Origin of the sequence: Nocardia sp. CA-145437 (assembly GCF_050956485.1) — a bacterium.
Classification (GTDB): domain Bacteria; phylum Actinomycetota; class Actinomycetes; order Mycobacteriales; family Mycobacteriaceae; genus Nocardia.
Genome location: NZ_CP191204.1, coordinates 738,547 through 755,342, shown reverse-complemented (window position 1 = coordinate 755,342; position 16,796 = coordinate 738,547). Strand labels below are relative to the sequence as shown.

The 16,796-nt window shown below is 70.2% G+C and carries 15 protein-coding genes; 7 read left to right on the top strand and 8 right to left on the bottom strand.

What is annotated here, in order from left to right; translation table 11 throughout:
- Window positions 1-83: 83 nt before the first annotated feature.
- From ACQPYY_RS03520 to ACQPYY_RS03510, 3 genes are all read left to right on the top strand, one after another.
- Complete coding sequence (locus tag ACQPYY_RS03520) at window positions 84-2,156, top strand: ABC transporter ATP-binding protein (RefSeq protein ID WP_433594559.1); 2,073 nt, start codon at window positions 84-86, stop codon at window positions 2,154-2,156.
- Entirely contained in the window at window positions 2,153-2,917 is a 765-nt protein-coding gene (locus ACQPYY_RS03515) for an energy-coupling factor transporter transmembrane component T family protein (protein WP_379107404.1), read from the top strand. The genes ACQPYY_RS03520 and ACQPYY_RS03515 overlap by 4 nt, the downstream gene beginning before the upstream one ends.
- 148 nt (window positions 2,918-3,065) lie before the next feature.
- Window positions 3,066-3,719: an ammonium transporter gene (locus ACQPYY_RS03510; RefSeq protein ID WP_433592731.1), complete on the top strand. Its 654-nt coding sequence runs from the start codon at window positions 3,066-3,068 to the stop codon at window positions 3,717-3,719.
- Between the two features lie 28 nt (window positions 3,720-3,747).
- On the opposite strand, the gene ACQPYY_RS03505 is transcribed toward ACQPYY_RS03510, so the two are convergent.
- Window positions 3,748-4,929 (bottom strand): lipase family protein, encoded by a 1,182-nt coding sequence (locus ACQPYY_RS03505; protein WP_433592730.1) that lies wholly within the window; start codon window positions 4,927-4,929, stop codon window positions 3,748-3,750.
- A 289-nt stretch (window positions 4,930-5,218) separates the two neighbouring features.
- Here ACQPYY_RS03505 and ACQPYY_RS03500 point away from each other — a divergent pair, with 289 nt between their 5' ends.
- Window positions 5,219-5,857 (top strand): YczE/YyaS/YitT family protein, encoded by a 639-nt coding sequence (locus ACQPYY_RS03500; RefSeq protein WP_433592729.1) that lies wholly within the window; start codon window positions 5,219-5,221, stop codon window positions 5,855-5,857.
- A gap of 7 nt (window positions 5,858-5,864) precedes the next feature.
- Here ACQPYY_RS03500 and ACQPYY_RS03495 read toward each other — a convergent pair whose 3' ends face one another.
- Window positions 5,865-6,482, bottom strand: a complete 618-nt coding sequence (locus tag ACQPYY_RS03495; protein WP_379107398.1) for a TetR/AcrR family transcriptional regulator — start codon at window positions 6,480-6,482, stop codon at window positions 5,865-5,867.
- Window positions 6,483-6,568: 86 nt separating this feature from the next.
- On the opposite strand from ACQPYY_RS03495, the gene ACQPYY_RS03490 reads away from it, so the two are divergent.
- A complete protein-coding gene (locus ACQPYY_RS03490) occupies window positions 6,569-7,570 on the top strand; it encodes an SDR family oxidoreductase (protein WP_433592728.1) in 1,002 nt (333 codons plus the stop codon).
- A 72-nt stretch (window positions 7,571-7,642) separates the two neighbouring features.
- A complete protein-coding gene (locus ACQPYY_RS03485) occupies window positions 7,643-8,287 on the top strand; it encodes a cysteine hydrolase family protein (RefSeq protein ID WP_379107396.1) in 645 nt (214 codons plus the stop codon).
- Here ACQPYY_RS03485 and ACQPYY_RS03480 read toward each other — a convergent pair.
- The 4 genes from ACQPYY_RS03480 to ACQPYY_RS03465 form a co-directional block, all read right to left on the bottom strand.
- A complete protein-coding gene (locus tag ACQPYY_RS03480) occupies window positions 8,284-10,557 on the bottom strand; it encodes an ATP-dependent DNA ligase (protein WP_433592727.1) in 2,274 nt (757 codons plus the stop codon). The two genes, ACQPYY_RS03485 and ACQPYY_RS03480, sit on opposite strands and share 4 nt — an antisense overlap.
- Window positions 10,558-10,687: 130 nt before the next feature.
- Window positions 10,688-10,975, bottom strand: coding sequence for an antitoxin (locus tag ACQPYY_RS03475; protein WP_433594558.1), 288 nt, complete (start codon window positions 10,973-10,975; stop codon window positions 10,688-10,690).
- A 35-nt stretch (window positions 10,976-11,010) separates the two neighbouring features.
- Window positions 11,011-12,132, bottom strand: coding sequence for an MBL fold metallo-hydrolase (locus tag ACQPYY_RS03470; protein WP_433592726.1), 1,122 nt, complete (start codon window positions 12,130-12,132; stop codon window positions 11,011-11,013).
- A 41-nt stretch (window positions 12,133-12,173) separates the two neighbouring features.
- Window positions 12,174-12,899 carry an enoyl-CoA hydratase gene (locus ACQPYY_RS03465; protein ID WP_433592725.1) on the bottom strand — a complete coding sequence of 242 codons (726 nt, stop codon included), beginning with the start codon at window positions 12,897-12,899 and terminating at the stop codon, window positions 12,174-12,176.
- An 82-nt stretch (window positions 12,900-12,981) separates the two neighbouring features.
- On the opposite strand from ACQPYY_RS03465, the gene ACQPYY_RS03460 reads away from it, so the two are divergent.
- Entirely contained in the window at window positions 12,982-14,124 is a 1,143-nt protein-coding gene (locus tag ACQPYY_RS03460) for an NAD(P)-binding domain-containing protein (RefSeq protein WP_433592724.1), read from the top strand.
- A gap of 4 nt (window positions 14,125-14,128) precedes the next feature.
- Here the strand turns inward: ACQPYY_RS03460 and ACQPYY_RS03455 are convergent, their stop codons facing one another.
- Entirely contained in the window at window positions 14,129-14,989 is an 861-nt protein-coding gene (locus ACQPYY_RS03455; protein ID WP_433592723.1) for an aldo/keto reductase, read from the bottom strand.
- A 116-nt stretch (window positions 14,990-15,105) separates the two neighbouring features.
- Window positions 15,106-16,650: a carboxyl transferase domain-containing protein gene (locus ACQPYY_RS03450; protein WP_433592722.1), complete on the bottom strand. Its 1,545-nt coding sequence runs from the start codon at window positions 16,648-16,650 to the stop codon at window positions 15,106-15,108.
- Between the last annotated feature and the right edge of the window lie 146 nt (window positions 16,651-16,796).

The window sequence follows — 16,796 nt, the reverse complement described above, 5'->3', positions numbered from 1 at the left end:
GGGGGTCGGGGCCCGGACACGGCAGACTGGTAGGCGTGACCGATTCGTACCGGATTCGCGGCGGCCTGGCCGAGCCCGTCGGCGTGGCGCAGGCCGGAAGAACCGAGGGGCCGCCGCTGCCGCACGGGGCGCTGCGGCCCATCGAGCTGGCGGCCGGAGCCGTGCTGGGCGGGGCCACGGTGGGGCTGGTGACCCTCGGGTCGCTGGTGCCGTTCGCGGCGGTGCTGCAGTTGGTGGCCGCCGTGCCCATGGGGCTGCTCGCGCATCGGCATCGATTCCGGGCGCAGTTGGCGACCACCATCGCGGGCACGCTGGTGACGTTCGTGGCGGCGGGTCTGCTGCCCGCGGAGAACCTGGTCGGTGTCGCCGTCATCGGCGGGATCATCGGAACGGTGAAGCGGCGGCGCGGCGGGCTGCCCGCGGTGGTGGCGTTGTCGGCGATGGCCGGGTTCGTGATGGCGACGCTCACGGTCGGGATGCTGCTGGCGTTCACGCGGTCGCGGGACCTGGTGTTCGACAACATCCGGAACACCGCGGAGGGTCTGGAGAGTCTCGCGGCGAAACAGGAGGCGCTGCAGCCGATCGGGCGGGCCATCGCCGGTTACACCGACACCATCCTGCAGTGGTGGTGGGCGTTCGTGGGTGGCGGAATCATGGCCGCGATGCTGGTCAGCGGCGTGTTCTCGTGGTTCGTGCTCGGGCGGGTGCTGGATCGGCTGGCCTGGCTGCCGGGCCGGGACAGCCTGCTCGACGCGCCGGACGATCCGCGACCGGTCGCCCCGCTGCCGGTTACCTTGCGCGGCGTCACCTTCCGCTATCGGGGAGCCCGCGCCGACGCCCTGCACGGCATCGACCTGACCGTCGATGTCGGCGAGTTCGTGGCGGTGGTCGGGCACAACGGGTCCGGAAAGTCCACGCTCACCAGGATTCTCGCGGGCCGTCCGCCGACCTCCGGAACGGTGACCCGCCCGGGCGCGGCGGGCCTCGGCGTGCGCGGCGGCACCGCGATGGTGTTGCAGCGACCCGAGAGCCAGACCCTGGGCGTGCTCGTCGCCGACGACGTGGTGTGGGGTCTGCCCACCGAGGACGCGGCGGCCGTGGACATCGATGGCCTGCTCGCCGAGGTCGGATTGACCGGCATGGGCGGGCGCGAGACCGCGACCCTGTCCGGCGGCCAGCAGCAGCGGCTGGCGGTCGCCGCCGCCCTGGCCCGGCAGCCCACCCTGCTCATCGCCGACGAGGCGACCTCCATGATCGACCCCGAAGGCCGCCGCGACCTGGTCGCGCTGCTGGCCCGCCTGCCGCGCCGCCACCCCATGGCCGTCGTGCTGGTGACCCACCACGAAGCGGACGCGTCCGCCGCCGACCGGGTGATCCATCTCGAACAGGGCCGCTCGGTCGCGCACCTGCCCGCCTGGCCGCGGCCGGTCGGCGACCCGCGGCGTCGGCCGATGGGCGAACCTGTGCTCGAATTGACCGGCGTCGGCCACACCTACAACCGCGGCACCCCGTGGGAAGCGCCCGCCCTGCACGATATCGACCTCAGCGTCCGGCGCGGCGAGGCCCTGCTCATCGTGGGCGGCAACGGGTCCGGCAAGTCGACACTCGCGTGGATCATGGCCGGGCTGACCGTGCCCACCTCGGGCACCTGCACACTGCGCGAACCCATGGGCACGACCCGCCCGGTGCACAAGCGAATCGGGGCCGTACAGCTGGCTTTCCAGCATTCCCGGCTGCAGATGCAGCGTCAGGACGTGGGCGCCGAGATCGAGGATTGGGGTGGCCGCGGCAGTTACGCGGTGGCCCGCGCGCTGGACGAGGTCGGCCTGGACCGGAGCCTGGCCACCCGTTCGATCGAGGAACTCAGCGGCGGCCAGGCCAAACGGGTGGTGCTGGCGGCCATCGTGGCCAGTAACCCGCACGTGGTGGTGCTCGACGAGCCGCTCGCCGGACTGGACCCCGAAGGTCGCGCGGGAGTGGTGGAACTGCTTGCCCGCCTGCGTGATTCGGGTCTGACCCTGATCGTCATCTCGCACGACGTGGCCGATATGGCCGCCGTCTGCGACCGCACCGTCCACCTGCGCGACGGCCGGCTCGTCGAGAACACCACCGCCGCGGCGCAATACGCGCACGACTTCACCGGAGGTCTCCGATGAGCAGCGTCGTCCTCCGTGAGGTCCCCGTCGACAGCCCCGTGCATCGACTGTGGGCCGGTACCAAGATGATCGCCGTCTTCGCGATCAGCCTGCTGCTCATGTTCATCCCGTCGTGGGCGCTGCTCGGAGTGGCGGCCGCGTTCCTGATCGCGGTCTTCCTGCTGGCCCGCTTGCCGCTGGGCACGCTGCCGCGTTTCCCGTGGCTGCTCTGGCTGGGCATCGCGATCGGCGCGGCCATCAACGCGCCCGTCGGGTCGTCCGCGCTGCTGCGGTACGCGCAGGTGATCGTGTTCGGATTCCTGCTGCTGGGCGCGTCGTTCCTGGTCGCCTGGACCACGCCGATGGGTGAGGTCGCACCCGCGCTGGCCCGGCTCGGCGCGCCGCTGAAGCGGATCGGCTGGACCCGCAACGGGGTTCGCCACGCGGTGCCCGTCGACGAGTGGGCGGTGGTGGTGGCGCTGACGCTGCGCGGCCTGCCGCTGCTGCTCGAGGAGATGCGCCTGCTGCGGGCGGCGCGACGGCTGCGGCCCAAGGACTCGCTGCTGCATCGCGCCGCAGAGAATCCGCTGGTCGACATTCTGACCGCGAGCATGGCCGTCTCCAGCCGCCGCGCGGGCGAACTCGGCGAGGCCATCACGACCCGCGGCGGCACCGGCGAGCTGACCGCCCGGCCCAGCTCGCCGGGACGCGCCGACGCGGTGGCGCTCGTGGTGGTGGGATTGGTGTGCGCGCTCGGGATCGTCGTGGAACTGGTCATATAGGACGACGCGGGCCGAAAATTATCCAGGTTGTCGGCATCGCACGCTACCGTGAGGCGCGTAGAACGCGTTGCTGATAGCAACCGGGCTCAGGGCGGACGCACAAGGGGGGAATTCTTCAACCCGGGCCGTGTGTTGCCACAAAAACCTGATGAAGATTGGAAGACCCATGATGCTGCGCAAGATCACCGCTGTCACCGCGCCGGTAGTCACGGCCGTCGCCATCGCCGGAGCCGGTGTGGCCCACGCCGACGCCACGGTGCCCGATATCGGTTACCAGACCCAGCTGGTCGGCAACACCGTCGTCACCACCCTCACCGATGGCACCTTCGAACTGTCCGGCGGCGCCGTCGATATCAAGGACGCCTCGGGTGCGACCGTGCTCGAACTGCCGCTCTCCTTCACCCAGGACGGTCTGAGCTACCCGGTGCCCGCCACCGTCAGCGATGACGGCACGGTCCTGAACATGACCGCGGTCAAGGATGTCGCGGCGGCCACCCCGGCGCTGCACCCGGTGGCGTCGCTGACCGAGAACCAGCTGGCCATGCAGGCCTTCGCCAGCCAGTTCGGCATCGCGACCGCGATCGGCAGCTTCGTCGGCCTGGCCCTCGGCGCAGCCGTCGGTCTCATCGGCTTCGCCGGTGGTCCCGCCGGCCTCGCGACGGTGCCGGTCGCGGCCACCGTCGGCGCGATCATCGGCACCCTGGTGGTCGGCGGCCCGGCCCTGGTCATCGCGGGTGTCGACCTGATCAGCACGCTGACCGCGGCGCCCGGCACCACCAAGTGGGCGAACCCCGGCGCGTAGGACTCCGGGCCGGCGGGTGCGCCGCGCCTCAGCGCACGGTGCACCCGGCGGTGACCGGCTCGCCCGCGAAGCGGTCGGTCAGAAAGTTCATGGCGCCCCAGGCTTCTCCCACCGCCGCCGGGTTGTGGCCCGGGATGCCCGAGTGCACGGCGGTGAGGGTCGCGCCCAGCGCGCAGTAGCGGTCGACGAGGTCGCCGAAGCCCGATGACGGGATCACGTCGTCGGAATTGCTGTGATACAGGTACAGCGGGACGTCCGGCGCCCAGCCGCCCAGTTCCTGGCGATCGGTGACGGACCGGAAGGCCTGGCTGCCGAGGATGTCCGGGATCGCCGAGTAGTCGTCGATGCGCCGGAACACGTGGTGAGCCACGAGATCGCTACCGCAGGAAGCGGATTCCTGTGCGATCAGCGCGCGGCCGCTGTCATTGAGCGAGTCCGCCAAGTCGGGATCGTTGCGTGTCATGGCGATCAGGATGAGCACCCCGAGTCCGGCCTGCACGCTGCCGTCCACGCCACGGGCGATGGCCGGGATATCGGCCGGGACTCCGCCGGAGGTCACGCCGGCGAACCAGAGCTCGGGCGCGTAGCTCGCCCGCAACTGCATGGCCCACAGGGTGGCGAAGGCCCCGCCGGAATAACCCCAGGCCCCGAGCGGGCTGACATCGGTGATCCCCAGCGGCGCAAAGGCTCTGGCGGCGCGGACGCCGTCCAGGACCGCGCGGCCGGAGTTGACGCCGTCGAAGAATCGGGACTGCGCGCCCTCGTAGTCGGACACCACCACCGCCCAGCCGCGGCGCAGCGCCTCGGCCAGGAACGGCACGTCGAGCAGGGTGTTGGTGATGGCGAGGTCGCGGCCGCCGCCCAGCGCGAACGATGGGGCGCAACGGGTTCCGAGACTGTCCTCGGCAATCTGATACGACAGCAACGGACGATCCCCGGGCCCGGTCCACGGGGTGATCGGAGCCATCACCGTGGCCACGTCGGCGGCGGCCTGCCCGGCGGAATCGGTGGTGCGGTATCGCACCTGCCAGCCCGCGACCGGTAGCGGCAGCCCCAGGACGGCGATCGGCCGGGAATCGAGAATCGTCCCGTTTCCGTACTCTCCCAGATCGATTGGCGTCGAATAGAAGGGATCGGCGTCGGGAACCGGAATCTCCGCCCCGGCACCGGGCACGGCGATCGCCACCGCCCAGAGGGTTGCCGCGCCCATCAGCCCGATCCGCCACCCCGATCCGAACCATGCGCCATCCCGCCGCATCACGCCTCCAGCGTCCGACCTCCCGACGCTCCGGACCCCACGGACCTGCTGTTCGCCTGATGACTCCAGCGCATCGGAGAACCACAAGGTACTGCCGCCGTCCGGCCCGGTCAATGGCGTCCCGCGCGCCGTAACTACGGCGTTGCGCGGTTTCTCACACGAAAAGATATATCCAGCAAGAAGTCCAGCTCTTTACAACTGGTTCTACCATTTGCATACCAGTTGCCGCCATGCTCGACCAATGCCGCGCCGCCTCCTCGCCCTCTACATCGGACTCTGGCTCTACGGCCTCTCCATGGCCGTCATGATCCGCGCCGCCCTCGGACTGGACCCGTGGGACGTCTTCCATCAGGGCGTAGCCGACCACGTTCCCCTGAGCTTCGGCACCGTGGTCGCGATCACCGGCGCCGCCGTCCTCCTGGCGTGGATTCCCTTGCGCCAGTGGCCAGGTCTGGGCACGGTCAGCAATGTCGTGGTCATCGGCATCTCGGTGGACGCCGGCCTCTGGCTCCTGCCCGAACTCCACGGCCTCCCGATCCGCGTCGCCGCCATGGCCGCAGCCGTCGTCCTCAACGCGATCGCCACGGTCCTCTACATCGGCGCGGGCATGGGCCCGGGGCCCCGCGATGGCCTGATGACTGGCCTGGTCCGCCGCACAGGCCGACCGGTATGGCTGGTGCGGACAGGCCTGGAGGCGACCATGTTGTCCGTAGGTTGGGTCCTCGGCGGCAGCGTCGGCATCGGCACCGTGGTCTACGCCTTCGGCATCGGCCCCCTCATCCAATTGATGATCCCGTTCGTAGATCGCTACCTGCCGGGCTTCCATGAGGCGGAATCCCCGACGTCCGCGGCCACCGCGGCGGAGCCGATGGTCGCCTGAATCACGCTCAGCCCCGGTCGATGAGGTCGGCGAAGATGCGGGTGATGCGGTCGGTCAACGCTTCCGGGGTAGTGCCGGATTGGGTGGCGCGAAGGGCGAATTTGCCGTCGACGGTGAGCGAGGCCATGCCGTGGGCGAGGGACCACCAGGCCAGGGCCATGGTTTCGGCGTCGGCGGCGGGGAGGAAACCGGAGGCGACGGCGTCGGCGACCGCGGATTCCAGGACGGCGAAGGCGGCGTCGCCGGCGGCCTCGGTGTCGGGATGTTTCTCGGGTTGGGAGAGTTCGGGGCGGAACATGATGCGGAAGTAGGCCGCGTGGTCGCGGGCGAACTCGACGTAGCGGTTGGCCATGGCGATCAGGGCGGCACGCGGGTCGGGGGCGGTGTCGCGAGCGGATGTCATTGTCGCGCCGAGGATTTCGAAGCCGCGGGCGGCGAGAGCGGACATCAGAGCGGCGCGGTCGGCGAAGTGGTGATAGGGCGCGCCGGGGCTGACGCCGGCGGTGCGGGCGACTTTCCGCAGGCTCACGGCGGCCAGGCCCTCGGACTCGATCAGTTCCAGGGAGGCGCGCAGTAGTTCCTCGCGGAGGTCTCCGTGGTGGTAGCGGTCCTTGGTCGGCGGCATGGCATGAGCGTAAGGGGTTGACGGCGCGCGGCCTCGCAATCTATACATTGTTTAGATTCTAAACACTGCTCAGATTGGAGTCGGCGATGTCCGATCTCGTTCTCGTCACCGGTGCTTCGGGGTATGTCGCGGGGCATGTCATCCAGGAATTGCTCGGCCAGGGTTATCGAGTGCGCGGCACGGTCCGCTCGGCCGCCCGCGCCGCCGACGTGGCCGCGCTGCTGCCCGGCATCGAACTGGTCGAAGCCGATCTCGGCGCGGACGCGGGCTGGGCGGCGGCCGTCGCGGGCTGCCGATACGTGCTGCACACCGCGTCACCCTTCCCGTCGGACGCCCCCGAGCACGAGGACGACCTGATCCGCCCGGCCGTCGACGGCACCCTGCGAGTACTGCGCGCGGCCGCCGCCGGTGGCGTCGAACGCGTGGTGGTCACCTCCTCGATCGCCGCCATCCAGGCCGGGAACGAGGGCCGCCTGCTCACCGAGGCCGACTGGTCCGATCTCGCGGCCTGCGAGGCCTACCCCAAGAGCAAGACCCTGGCCGAGCGCGCCGCCTGGGATTTCGCCGCCGAACACCCGGAACTCGAACTGGCCGTGATCAATCCGGGCATGATCATCGGGCCCGTCCTGCGCGCCGAAGCCGGCACCTCCGTGGACGGCATCCGCGCCCTGCTCGCCGGGGGCATGCCCGGCGTGCCGCGCCTCAACTTCGCCACCGTCGACGTGCGCGACCTCGCCGTCGCCCACCGTCTCGCCATGGAAACCCCCGGCGCCGCGGGCAACCGGTACATCTGCGCGGGCGACAGCATCGCCTTCCCCGAGATGGCCCGCCTGCTCGCGAGCCGCTACCAGGTCCCCACCCGCGCCCTGCCCGACTGGCTGGTCCGGCTGAGCGCGACCTTCAACGCCGACGCCCGGACCGCCGTCCGCTACCTCGGCCGCAAGGAGACCGTCAGCGCGGACAAGGCCCGCCGCGAACTGAACTGGACCATGCGCCCGGTCGCCGACTCCTTGCTGGACACCGCCGACAGCCTGGTCCGCTTCGGGCTCGTCCCCGCACCCAAGCCCGGCCGGGCCGCGGCCGCCTGACCGTCCGGCGCCGTTCCGCACAGGCGTAGGGTGGCGAAAGAGGGTGGGGCGGAAAGCGATTGCGGAGGGCTTATGCGGCGCGGCAACGGTGTGGAGATTCCGGAGACGCTCGAGGATGTGTGCGCACCGGACAAGATGGCGATCATCGTCTACGACATGCAGGCCGGAGTGCTGGGCCAGCTCGAGGACGGCCCGGCGATCACCGAGCGCGTCGTGCGCGTGGTCGAGGCCGCGCGGCGCGGCGGCTACCCGGTGATCTTCCTGCGGCACTTCTTCCTGCCCAAGCGGCTCATGGGCAGTTTCGCCATGCGGATGGCGATGACCTGGCAGGGCAAGGACTCCATCGACGAGGTGGTCCCGATCCTGCAGCGCGACACCCCGGGCTTCCAGCTGGTGCCGGAACTGCGGCCGCAGGACGGCGAGGTCGTCTTCGACAAGACGTCGATGTCGGCGTTCGAGGGCACCCCGCTCGCCTCGACGCTGCGTGACCTCGGGATCGGGGCCTACGCCATCGTCGGCGTCGCGCTGGAGATCGGGATCGCGCCGACGGTGTGCCACTCCACCGATCTGGGCTTCGTGCCGGTCGTCGTCCGCGACGGGGTCGGCGGGCGCGACGAGCCCGGCAAGCAGCGCGCCTGGGAGGACTTCGAATTCCAGGGGCACGCCATCGTCACCGACTCCGACAGCCTGATTCCGTTGCTGGAGAAGTCGAGCTAGTCGGAACCGGGGATCCAGGCCGGGTGCCACAGGCGCCCGGTCTCGGTCCAGTTCTGGAAGCGGACCATGCCCGTCAGCTTCGGCGTCACCCAGACCGCGTCGCGGCGCTCGTCGGCGGTGAGCTCGTTGTCGAACGGGCTGGTCTTGCGTTCCAGCCGGCGCAGGCGGTCGGCGAGATCGCTCATCTCCCGCTCGCCGAACCCGGTGCCGACGCGGCCCAGGTAGTACAGCTCGCCCTGATGCGGGACGCCGACCAGCAGGGACGCGAACTGCCGCGCCTCCGAACGCCGGTAGCCGCCGATCACCACCGACAGCGTCCGCCAATTGCGTGTCTTGATCCAGGACTGACCGCGGCGGCCCGGGAGGTAGACCGAGTCGCGCCGCTTGGCGACCACGCCCTCCATGCCGTGCTCCTGGCTGTAGCGCAACGCGTCCGCGCCGGACCCCGGCAACTGCGCCGGCACGATCAGCGAGCGCGCCTGCCCGGCAAGGACTTCCAGCACGCGCCGCCGATCGTCGTAGCGTTTGCGGATCAGCGAGGTGCCGTCCAGGTACAGCAGATCGAAGGCCAGGAAGACCGCGCGGCCCGAATCCGCGCGCAGCAGGCCGAGATTCGCGCCGCCGTGATCGTCGAAGACGACCGCCTCGCCGTCGAGCACCGCGGAGTGGCCGGACAGTTCCTCGCCGAGCACGGCCAGGCCGGGGTATTTCCCGGTGACGATGTGCCCGGCGCGGCTGTGCAGGGTCACGGTTCCGTCCTCGATCTCGGCGATCAGCCGGAACCCGTCCCACTTGGTCTCGAAGGCCCACTGTTTCGCGTCGAGCGTGGTCACGTCACCGGCGGTGGCGAGCATCGGCATGACGCCGCGCGGCATGGGCGCGGGGGTCCGCGGGGTCGAAACCGCCTGCGCCCCCGCGCCGTCCTTCCCCATGCCCCCCGGCGGCGTCTGATCCTTCATCAGATGCATGAGCCACTGATTGCCATTGGTCTGGATGAGCGCGTACCGCCCGGTCAGCCGCTGCCCGCGCAGCCACACGATGACCTCGTCGTCGCGCCACTTCTCGGTCTCGTAGGTGCCGGAATCCCAGATGGTCATCTCGCCGCCGCCGTACTCGCCCTTCGGGATGGTCCCGTGGAAGGTGAGGTACTCGATGGGATGGTCCTCGGTGTGCACGGCCAGCCGGTTCTCGCCGGTATCGGTGGGCGGACCCTTGGGCACGGCCCAGGAGGCGAGCACGCCGTCGCGTTCCAGCCGGACGTCCCAGTGCAGGCGGCGGGCGTGATGCTCCTGCACGACGAAACGATCGCCCGGCCCGTCCGCGGGCGCGCCCGGGGGCACCGGTTCGGGGGTGCGGCCCGGGTCGCGCATGGATCGATAGGTATCGAGCCGATCCGGTCGCGGTACCGCTTCGTCGAGTCCGTCGAGCAGGTCGCCCTGGTCCTCGAAGCGGCGCAGGACCTCGCCGAAGGTCAAGTGCCGCAGTTTCTTCGGCTTCTCGATTTCCGCCCAGGCCCGGGGCGCGGCCACCCACGGCTGGGCGCGGCCGCGCAGCGAGTACGGCGCGATGGTGGTCTTGGCCGGATTGTTCTGGCTCCAATCCAGGAACACCTTGCCCTCGCGCGCCGACTTGGCCATGGTGGCCGTGACCAGTTCGGGGCGCAGCTGCTGCAGATTGGTGGCGACCTGCTTGGCCACGGCCGAGGCCCCGTTCGGGCCGAGCCTGCGGTCCAGCGGGACGTAGATGTGAATTCCCTTGGAGCCGCTGGTGACCGGGTACGCCGGTAGGCCCACCTCGCGGACCACATCGCGGAGGATGAGCGCGACCTCGGCACAGTGCGCCAGTCCGGCGCCCGGCCCGGGGTCCAGGTCGAAGACCAGCCGGGTGATGTCACCGACCTCGGGGCCGTCGAAACACCATTGCGGCACATGCAGTTCGAGGGCCGCCTGCTGCCCGAGCCAGGCCATGCCCGCGACAGTGTCGATGAGCGGATACGTGACCGGGCGGTCGGAATGCTGAACGGTGCGTCGCTCCAACCACTTCGGCGCGTGCTCGGCCAGATTCTTCTCGAAGAACGACTGCTCGTCCACGCCGTTCGGCCAGCGCTTACGCGTCACCGGCCGCTCCGCGATATGCGGCAGCAGGGCCGGGGCGATGGCGGTGAAATAGTCGATGACCTCGCCCTTGGTGGTCCCGGTGGCCGGGTACAGCACCTTGTCGAGGTTGGTCAGCCCAACCTCGATGCCCCCGAAATCCCTGCGGGACCCCATGACAGCAGTTTAGAGCCGGGACCCGCCGAAAACCGGCAACCCGGAAGGCCCGTGAAAAGCCAACGGGCCGTTCGGGTCAAGCGGCGGAGCTTCCCCGCCACTCCCGAACGGCCCGTGGATGACCGTACGACTACGCCGGAGGCTGTTCGCCTGCCGGGGTTTCCGGGGCCGGGGCGGGTTCGCCCGCCGCCTCGGCGGGCGCGGGCTCCGCCGCGGGGGCCGCCGCCGCGCCCTCGGCGGTGTCGGCCCCGAGCGCCGACTTGACCGCGTCCGCGCCCTTGTCGATCTGGGAGGAGTACTTCCCCCCGGTCTTCTCGTCGATCACCTGGCCGGCCTTGTCGACCGCCTGCTCAACCTTCTCGGCGTTCTGGGCCGCCACCTCTTTGCCCTTGCCGACCAAGCCCTTGAGCGTGTCCATGAGACTCACAGCCCTGCTCCTTCACTCTCGGTCCGTCATTGGCGAACATCTTCCCACCACGAATCCCGTGGTGGGAGGCCAATCGGGTCGATCCGCTGGCCGGGCTTCGGCACGGCGATGCGTGTCCCGGCCGCCTCCGCCGCCTCGACCAGTCGCCGCACCGGCTCCGACCAGCCGTGGAAGGCCAGATTGAAGGTGGCCCAGTGAATCGGCACCAGCGTCCCGAAGCCCGCGTCGCCGACACACAGGTCGGCGTGGGCGCGGACCGCCTCCTCCGGGTTCATGTGCACGTCCGGCCAGTGCCGGTCGTAGGCGCCGATGGGCAGCAGGGTCAGGTCGAACGGGCCCAGGCGCGCGCCCGCCTCCGCGAACGCCTTCGTGTAGCCGGTGTCGCCACCGAAGTAGACCCGCCGGGTCGGGCCCGCGATGGACCACGACGCCCACAGCGTGGTGTTGCGCACCAGGCCGCGACCCGAGAAGTGCCGCGCCTCCGAACAGGTGATCACCAGGTCCGTGCCGTCACCGTGGTCGCGCCGCAGCTCCGACAACGAAACCGAGGCGGCCCAATCCAATTCGACGATGCGGTGCTCCGGCACCGACCAGTGCCGCAGATGCGCGCCGATGCCGACGGGCACGATGAACACGCAGTCCTGCCCCTCGATCAGCCCGGACACGGTGTCGCGATCCAGGTGGTCGTAGTGGTCGTGGGAGATGAGCACCGCGTCCAGCGGCGGCAGCGCCGACAACGGCGACGGCACCGGATGCAGGCGGGCCGGGCCCACCAGCGGCGACGGCGACACCCGCTCGCTCCACACCGGATCGGTCAGCACCCGGTAGCCGTCCACCTCGACCAGGCAGGTGGCGTGGCCGTACCAGGTCACCGCCAGTTCCCCGGCCTGCTCCGGCAGTTCCGGCGTCACCAGCGGGATGGTCCCGGACGGGCGGCCGTTATTGCGCTGGGTGGCCAGCTGGTAGAGCAGCTCCAGCGGGGAACCGGTGAGCTGACTGCTCGGTTCGGTGTTGTGGAACTGCCGATTGCGATAGGTGGTCGCCCCGCGCGCGGTCGGTGCGATCGCCGAGATCGACGCACCCATGGCCGAGGGAATCCCCCATGCCGCCCGAACCACCCAGGAAAGACCGAAAGCGCCCGCTGCCATACCCACCAGTCTCCGCGCATTCTCTTGCGCGCGCCCCCCGTTCATCGGCCCTCGAACTTCGCCGACCGCTTCTCCTGGCGAGCCGCGCGCGCCTCCTGCGCGTCGGCGCTCTGCCAGGCGGCGTCCAGGGCGGCGCTCTGCACGGCGGTGTCGGGGCCGCGAGTGTCGTCGTCGTTGAAGACCAGCTTCAGATGCCGCAGCGACAGCGGCGCGAGTTCGGCGATCTGCTTGGCCCAGGCCTGCGCGTCGGCCAGGGTCCCGATCTTGTTGGCGAAGCCGAAGTTGTAGGCGTCCGCGGCAGGGACCCGCTCGGCGCCCAGCAGAATCGTGCGCGCCGGACCGGCACCGATCAGTGACGACAGCCGTCGCACGGTCCAACGGTCAACGGAGATACCGAGTTTCGCGGCCGGGACCGCGATGAACGAATCCGGTGACATCACGCGGAGGTCCGAGGCCAGGGCCAGTTGCACGCCCGCGCCCAGCGCGCCCCCGTTGATCGCCGCGATCACCGGCACCGGAATGGTCTCGATGGTGCGCAGCATGGCCAGCAGACCGGTCAGGAAGCTGTCCGAATACACCCCGTCCAGATCCGCGCCCGCACTGAAAATCGGCCCCTGACCGGTCAGCACGATCACCCGCGCCGAGGCCGCGGCCTCCTCGAGGGCCGCGCGCAGGCGGCCGATGAGCTCCTCGTTCAGGGCGTTCCGGCGATCCGGACGCTGCAGTTCGATGGTCACGACCTCGCCATCGCGGCTGACTCCGAGCATCTGTCCCTTCCCCACTGTCCACCTCATCGGGCTGCCTACCCATTGATCTGCTTTCACTGTAGGTGGGCGTACCGTCGGGTCCGTGACCGCAACACCCGATGTCGACATCCTTGTCATCGGCGCGGGACAGGCCGGATTGTCGGTCGGCTACCACCTCAGGCGGCTCGGGCTGCGACCCGAACAGGACTTCCTGATCGTCGACCACTCCCCCGGCGCGGGCGGGGCATGGCAATTCCGGTGGCCGTCACTGACATTGAGCACCGTCAACCGGGTGCACGACCTGCCCGGCATGTCGTTCCAGGAGACCCTGCCCGCCGGATCGGACAACGCGCAGGCCGCCACCGCCGTACCGCACTACTTCGAGCTGTACGAGAAGCGCTTCGACCTGCGCGTGCACCGGCCCATCTCGGTGACCGTGGTGTGCGATCGCGCCACCGCCGCCACCTGCCCGAACCAGGAGGTCGACGGGCTGCTGCACGCCGAACTCAACCCCGGTGCGACGGTGCGCGCACGCGGACTGGTCAATGCCACCGGCACCTGGGACAAGCCGTTCATCCCCTACTACCGGGGCGCGGAGACCTTCGCCGGACGCCAGCTGCACGCACACGACTACCGCGCCGCAACGGAATTCGAGGGCAAGCAGGTCGTGGTGGTCGGCGGCGGAATCACCGCCATCCAACTGCTGGACGAGATCTCGCAGGTCACCGGCACCACATGGGTGACCCGCCGCGAACCCGTCTTCCGCTCCGGGCAATTCGCGCCCGAGGACGGGCGCGCCGCGGTGGCCATGGTGGAAGACCGTGTCCGGCGCGGACTTCCACCCGGATCGGTGGTGTCGGTGACCGGGCTGCCCGAGGACGCGCGGGTGCGGGCCATGCGCGCCCGCGGGGCATTGGAACGGCGACCGCTGTTCGACCACATCGAACCCGGCGGAATCCGCTGGGCCGACGGCGCCTTCCAGCGCGCCGACGTCATCCTGTGGGCCACCGGATTCCGCAGCGCCCTCGACCATCTGGCCCCGCTGCGACTGCGCGGGCCCGGCGGCGGCATCACCATGGGCGGTCGCCTCGCCACCCGGGTCGAGGCCGATCCGCGCATCCACCTGATCGGCTACGGGCCGTCGGCCAGCACCATCGGCGCGAACCGCGCGGGCCGGGCGGCGGCCGTCGAGCTGACCTCGTACCTGGGCATTCCGACCCACCGGAACAGCGACGCGGAGAACTGAGGCGTCAGGCGGGCGCGTCCATATCGAAGACGTCCGGGTCGCCGCCCTGCCGCGCGCCCTTGTCCAGACCGGCGATCTGGGTCATCTCCCGGCCGGTCAGCTCGAAATCGAAGATGGCCAGGTTCTCCGCCATCCGCGACGGGGTGTTGGACTTCGGGATGGCCACGTTCCCCAGCTGCATGTGCCAGCGCAGGATGATCTGCGCCGGCGTGCGGCCCAGCTTGTCGGCGAGGGCGATGATCACCGAATCATTGAACTCCGCGCCGCGGCCCAGCGGACTCCACGCCTCGGTCACGATGCCGTGCGCGGCGTGGAAGGCGCGCAGCTCCGACTGGGCGTAATACGGGTGCAGCTCAACCTGATTGATGGCGGGCACCTCACCGGTCTCGGCCATCACCCGCTCCAGGTGCGCCCGGGTGAAATTGGAGACGCCGATCGAGACGACGCGGCCCTGCCGCTTGAGCGCCTGCAAGGCCCGGAAGGTGTCGACGTAGAGGTCGGCGGACGGCACCGGCCAGTGGATGAGGAACAGGTCGATGGCGTCCAGACCCAGCCGCTCGGCGCTGGCGTCGACGGCGCGCAGGGTGGCGTCGTAGCCGTGGTCGGCGTTCCACAGCTTGGTGGTGACGAACACCTCCTCACGCGGCAGACCGGACTCGTGGACGGCGCGGCCCACTTCCTCCTCGTTGCCGTAGAAGGCCGCGGTGTCGAGGCTGCGGTACCCGAGTTCGAGAGCCTTGACGATGGTGCCGACCCCGTCGTCGCCGTCGACCTTGTAGACGCCGAACCCCAGTTTGGGCATCACCTGGCCATCACTGAGCACGATCGCTGGAATGTCGCTGGCCTCGAACCGGTACGTCACCATGTCGAAGTTAGAAGCGCAGGTCCATGGCGTCAACCGAGTGCTCTATACCGAAATCCGCGTGTCGAGCCCCCGCGGCAGCAAATAGACAGCTTCATGGAAGTTCGACGTGACGAGAACTACGTTCGAAGGCCGAGTCGCCGATAGCGCAGGTGCCGGGCGGCGAGCAGCTCCGCCGGGGAGCGAGCTGTCAGACCGGCCAGTTCGCCCGCGATTGCCTCCACCATGCGCAGCGCGAAATCCGCGGGCTCCTCGGCGGCGTCCGGATACTCGTGCACGATCCGGTCCACGATGCCGTCCTCGCGCAGGTCGACCGCCCGAATCCGCTGGGCGGCAGCCAGTTCCGGGGCGTGCCAGGTGTCGCGGTAGACGATCTCGCTCGCACCCTCCGGCGGCAAGGGGGCCAGCCAGCCATTGGCGGCGGCCAGCACCCGATCGGCGGGCAGGAGGGCCAAGGCGCCACCGCCCGTGCCCTGACCCAGCAGCACCGAGACGGTCGGGGTGTCCAAGGTGACGAGATCGGCGATGCAGCGGGCGATCTCGGGGGCCAGGCCGCGTTCCTCCGCCTCCCGGGACAACGACGCACCCGCGGTATCGATCACCAGGACCAGCGGAACGCGCAGCTCGGCGGCCAGATGCATGCTGCGCCGCGCCTCCCGCAACGCCGCCGGACCCATGGTGTGCTCCGGCGACTGACCCGCGCGGTCGTGGCCGAACACGATGCACGGCTGACCCCGGAACCGGGCCAGGGCGTGCACCACCGTGCGATCCAGCTCGCCTTGTCCGGTGCCGGACAACGGAACCCGGTCGGTCACGTGGCGCAGCAGCTCACGAATGCCCGGACGATCCCCGCGCCGGGAGATCAGCACCGTCTGCCAGGCGTGCACCTCAGCGGTGTCGAGCACCGCGACGCGCTCCCGTGGACCCGCCGGAAACGAACCCGACCCGAGCGCGGGTGGCATTGCGTCACCGGCCTTTTCGGGCAGCGGGACCGGACCGTCACACAACACCGTGAGCGCCCGATGCACGATGCGCCGGAACACCGACACCGGCACGACACCGTCGATAACGCCGTTGCGGTAAAGGTTTTCGGCCGTCTGCACACCCTCCGGGAACTTCTTCCCGTACAGCGCCTGGTAGACCCGCGGCCCGAGGAAGCCGACCAGCGCACCCGGTTCGGCGAATGTCATGTGCCCCAACGACCCCCACGACGCGAACACCCCGCCCATGGTCGGATCGCGCAGATACACCAGATACGGATGCCCCGCCGCCTTGTGCACGGCCAGCGCCCCCGCCACCTTCACCATCTGCACGAAAGCGACTGTGCCCTCCTGCATTCGGGTCCCGCCGGAGGTCGGTGAGGCGAGCAGCGGCAAGCCCAGCTCGGTGGCGCGCTCCACCGCGGACACGATCCGCTCGGCAGCGGCCACCCCGACCGACCCCGCGAGAAACGCGAACTCGCACGCGATCACGGCAACGCGCCGTCCGCGCAGCAACCCCTCCCCGGTGAGCACCGATTCATCGGTGCCCGCCGTTGCCGCGGCGGCCAGCAAATCCCCGCGATACCCGGGCGACGCCGCCACCGGCACCGGTGGCCGATCCCAGCTCACGAAGGAACCGGGATCCAGCAATTCGCCCAGCAACTCCGCCGCCGAGACTGTCATAAGGCATGAGAGTAGCTACACACGGCTCACCCGCGGTTCGCGGCCCGCCTCGGCCTGGACTGACGGAGGAGGAGCGAAGCGGAGGAGGAAGGGCCGGGGTTACAAGGGCCGCGAACCGCGGCGGCGGAGCCGCCGCAATTCAACAC

Coding starts and splice junctions, on each gene's coding strand:
- ACQPYY_RS03505 (WP_433592730.1), bottom strand. CDS start 4,929: ATGGGCGCGGCAACCCTCTGGGCGGTGGCGATCGCCGTGCCCGGTGCC.
- ACQPYY_RS03485 (WP_379107396.1), top strand. CDS start 7,643: ATGCGGCGCGGCAACGGTGTGGAGATTCCGGAGACGCTCGAGGATGTG.
- ACQPYY_RS03480 (WP_433592727.1), bottom strand. CDS start 10,557: ATGGGGTCCCGCAGGGATTTCGGGGGCATCGAGGTTGGGCTGACCAAC.
- ACQPYY_RS03465 (WP_433592725.1), bottom strand. CDS start 12,899: ATGCTCGGAGTCAGCCGCGATGGCGAGGTCGTGACCATCGAACTGCAG.
- ACQPYY_RS03500 (WP_433592729.1), top strand. CDS start 5,219: ATGCCGCGCCGCCTCCTCGCCCTCTACATCGGACTCTGGCTCTACGGC.
- ACQPYY_RS03470 (WP_433592726.1), bottom strand. CDS start 12,132: ATGGCAGCGGGCGCTTTCGGTCTTTCCTGGGTGGTTCGGGCGGCATGG.
- ACQPYY_RS03455 (WP_433592723.1), bottom strand. CDS start 14,989: ATGGTGACGTACCGGTTCGAGGCCAGCGACATTCCAGCGATCGTGCTC.
- ACQPYY_RS03450 (WP_433592722.1), bottom strand. CDS start 16,650: ATGACAGTCTCGGCGGCGGAGTTGCTGGGCGAATTGCTGGATCCCGGT.
- ACQPYY_RS03495 (WP_379107398.1), bottom strand. CDS start 6,482: ATGCCGCCGACCAAGGACCGCTACCACCACGGAGACCTCCGCGAGGAA.
- ACQPYY_RS03510 (WP_433592731.1), top strand. CDS start 3,066: ATGAAGATTGGAAGACCCATGATGCTGCGCAAGATCACCGCTGTCACC.
- ACQPYY_RS03475 (WP_433594558.1), bottom strand. CDS start 10,975: ATGGACACGCTCAAGGGCTTGGTCGGCAAGGGCAAAGAGGTGGCGGCC.
- ACQPYY_RS03490 (WP_433592728.1), top strand. CDS start 6,569: ATGTCCGATCTCGTTCTCGTCACCGGTGCTTCGGGGTATGTCGCGGGG.
- ACQPYY_RS03515 (WP_379107404.1), top strand. CDS start 2,153: ATGAGCAGCGTCGTCCTCCGTGAGGTCCCCGTCGACAGCCCCGTGCAT.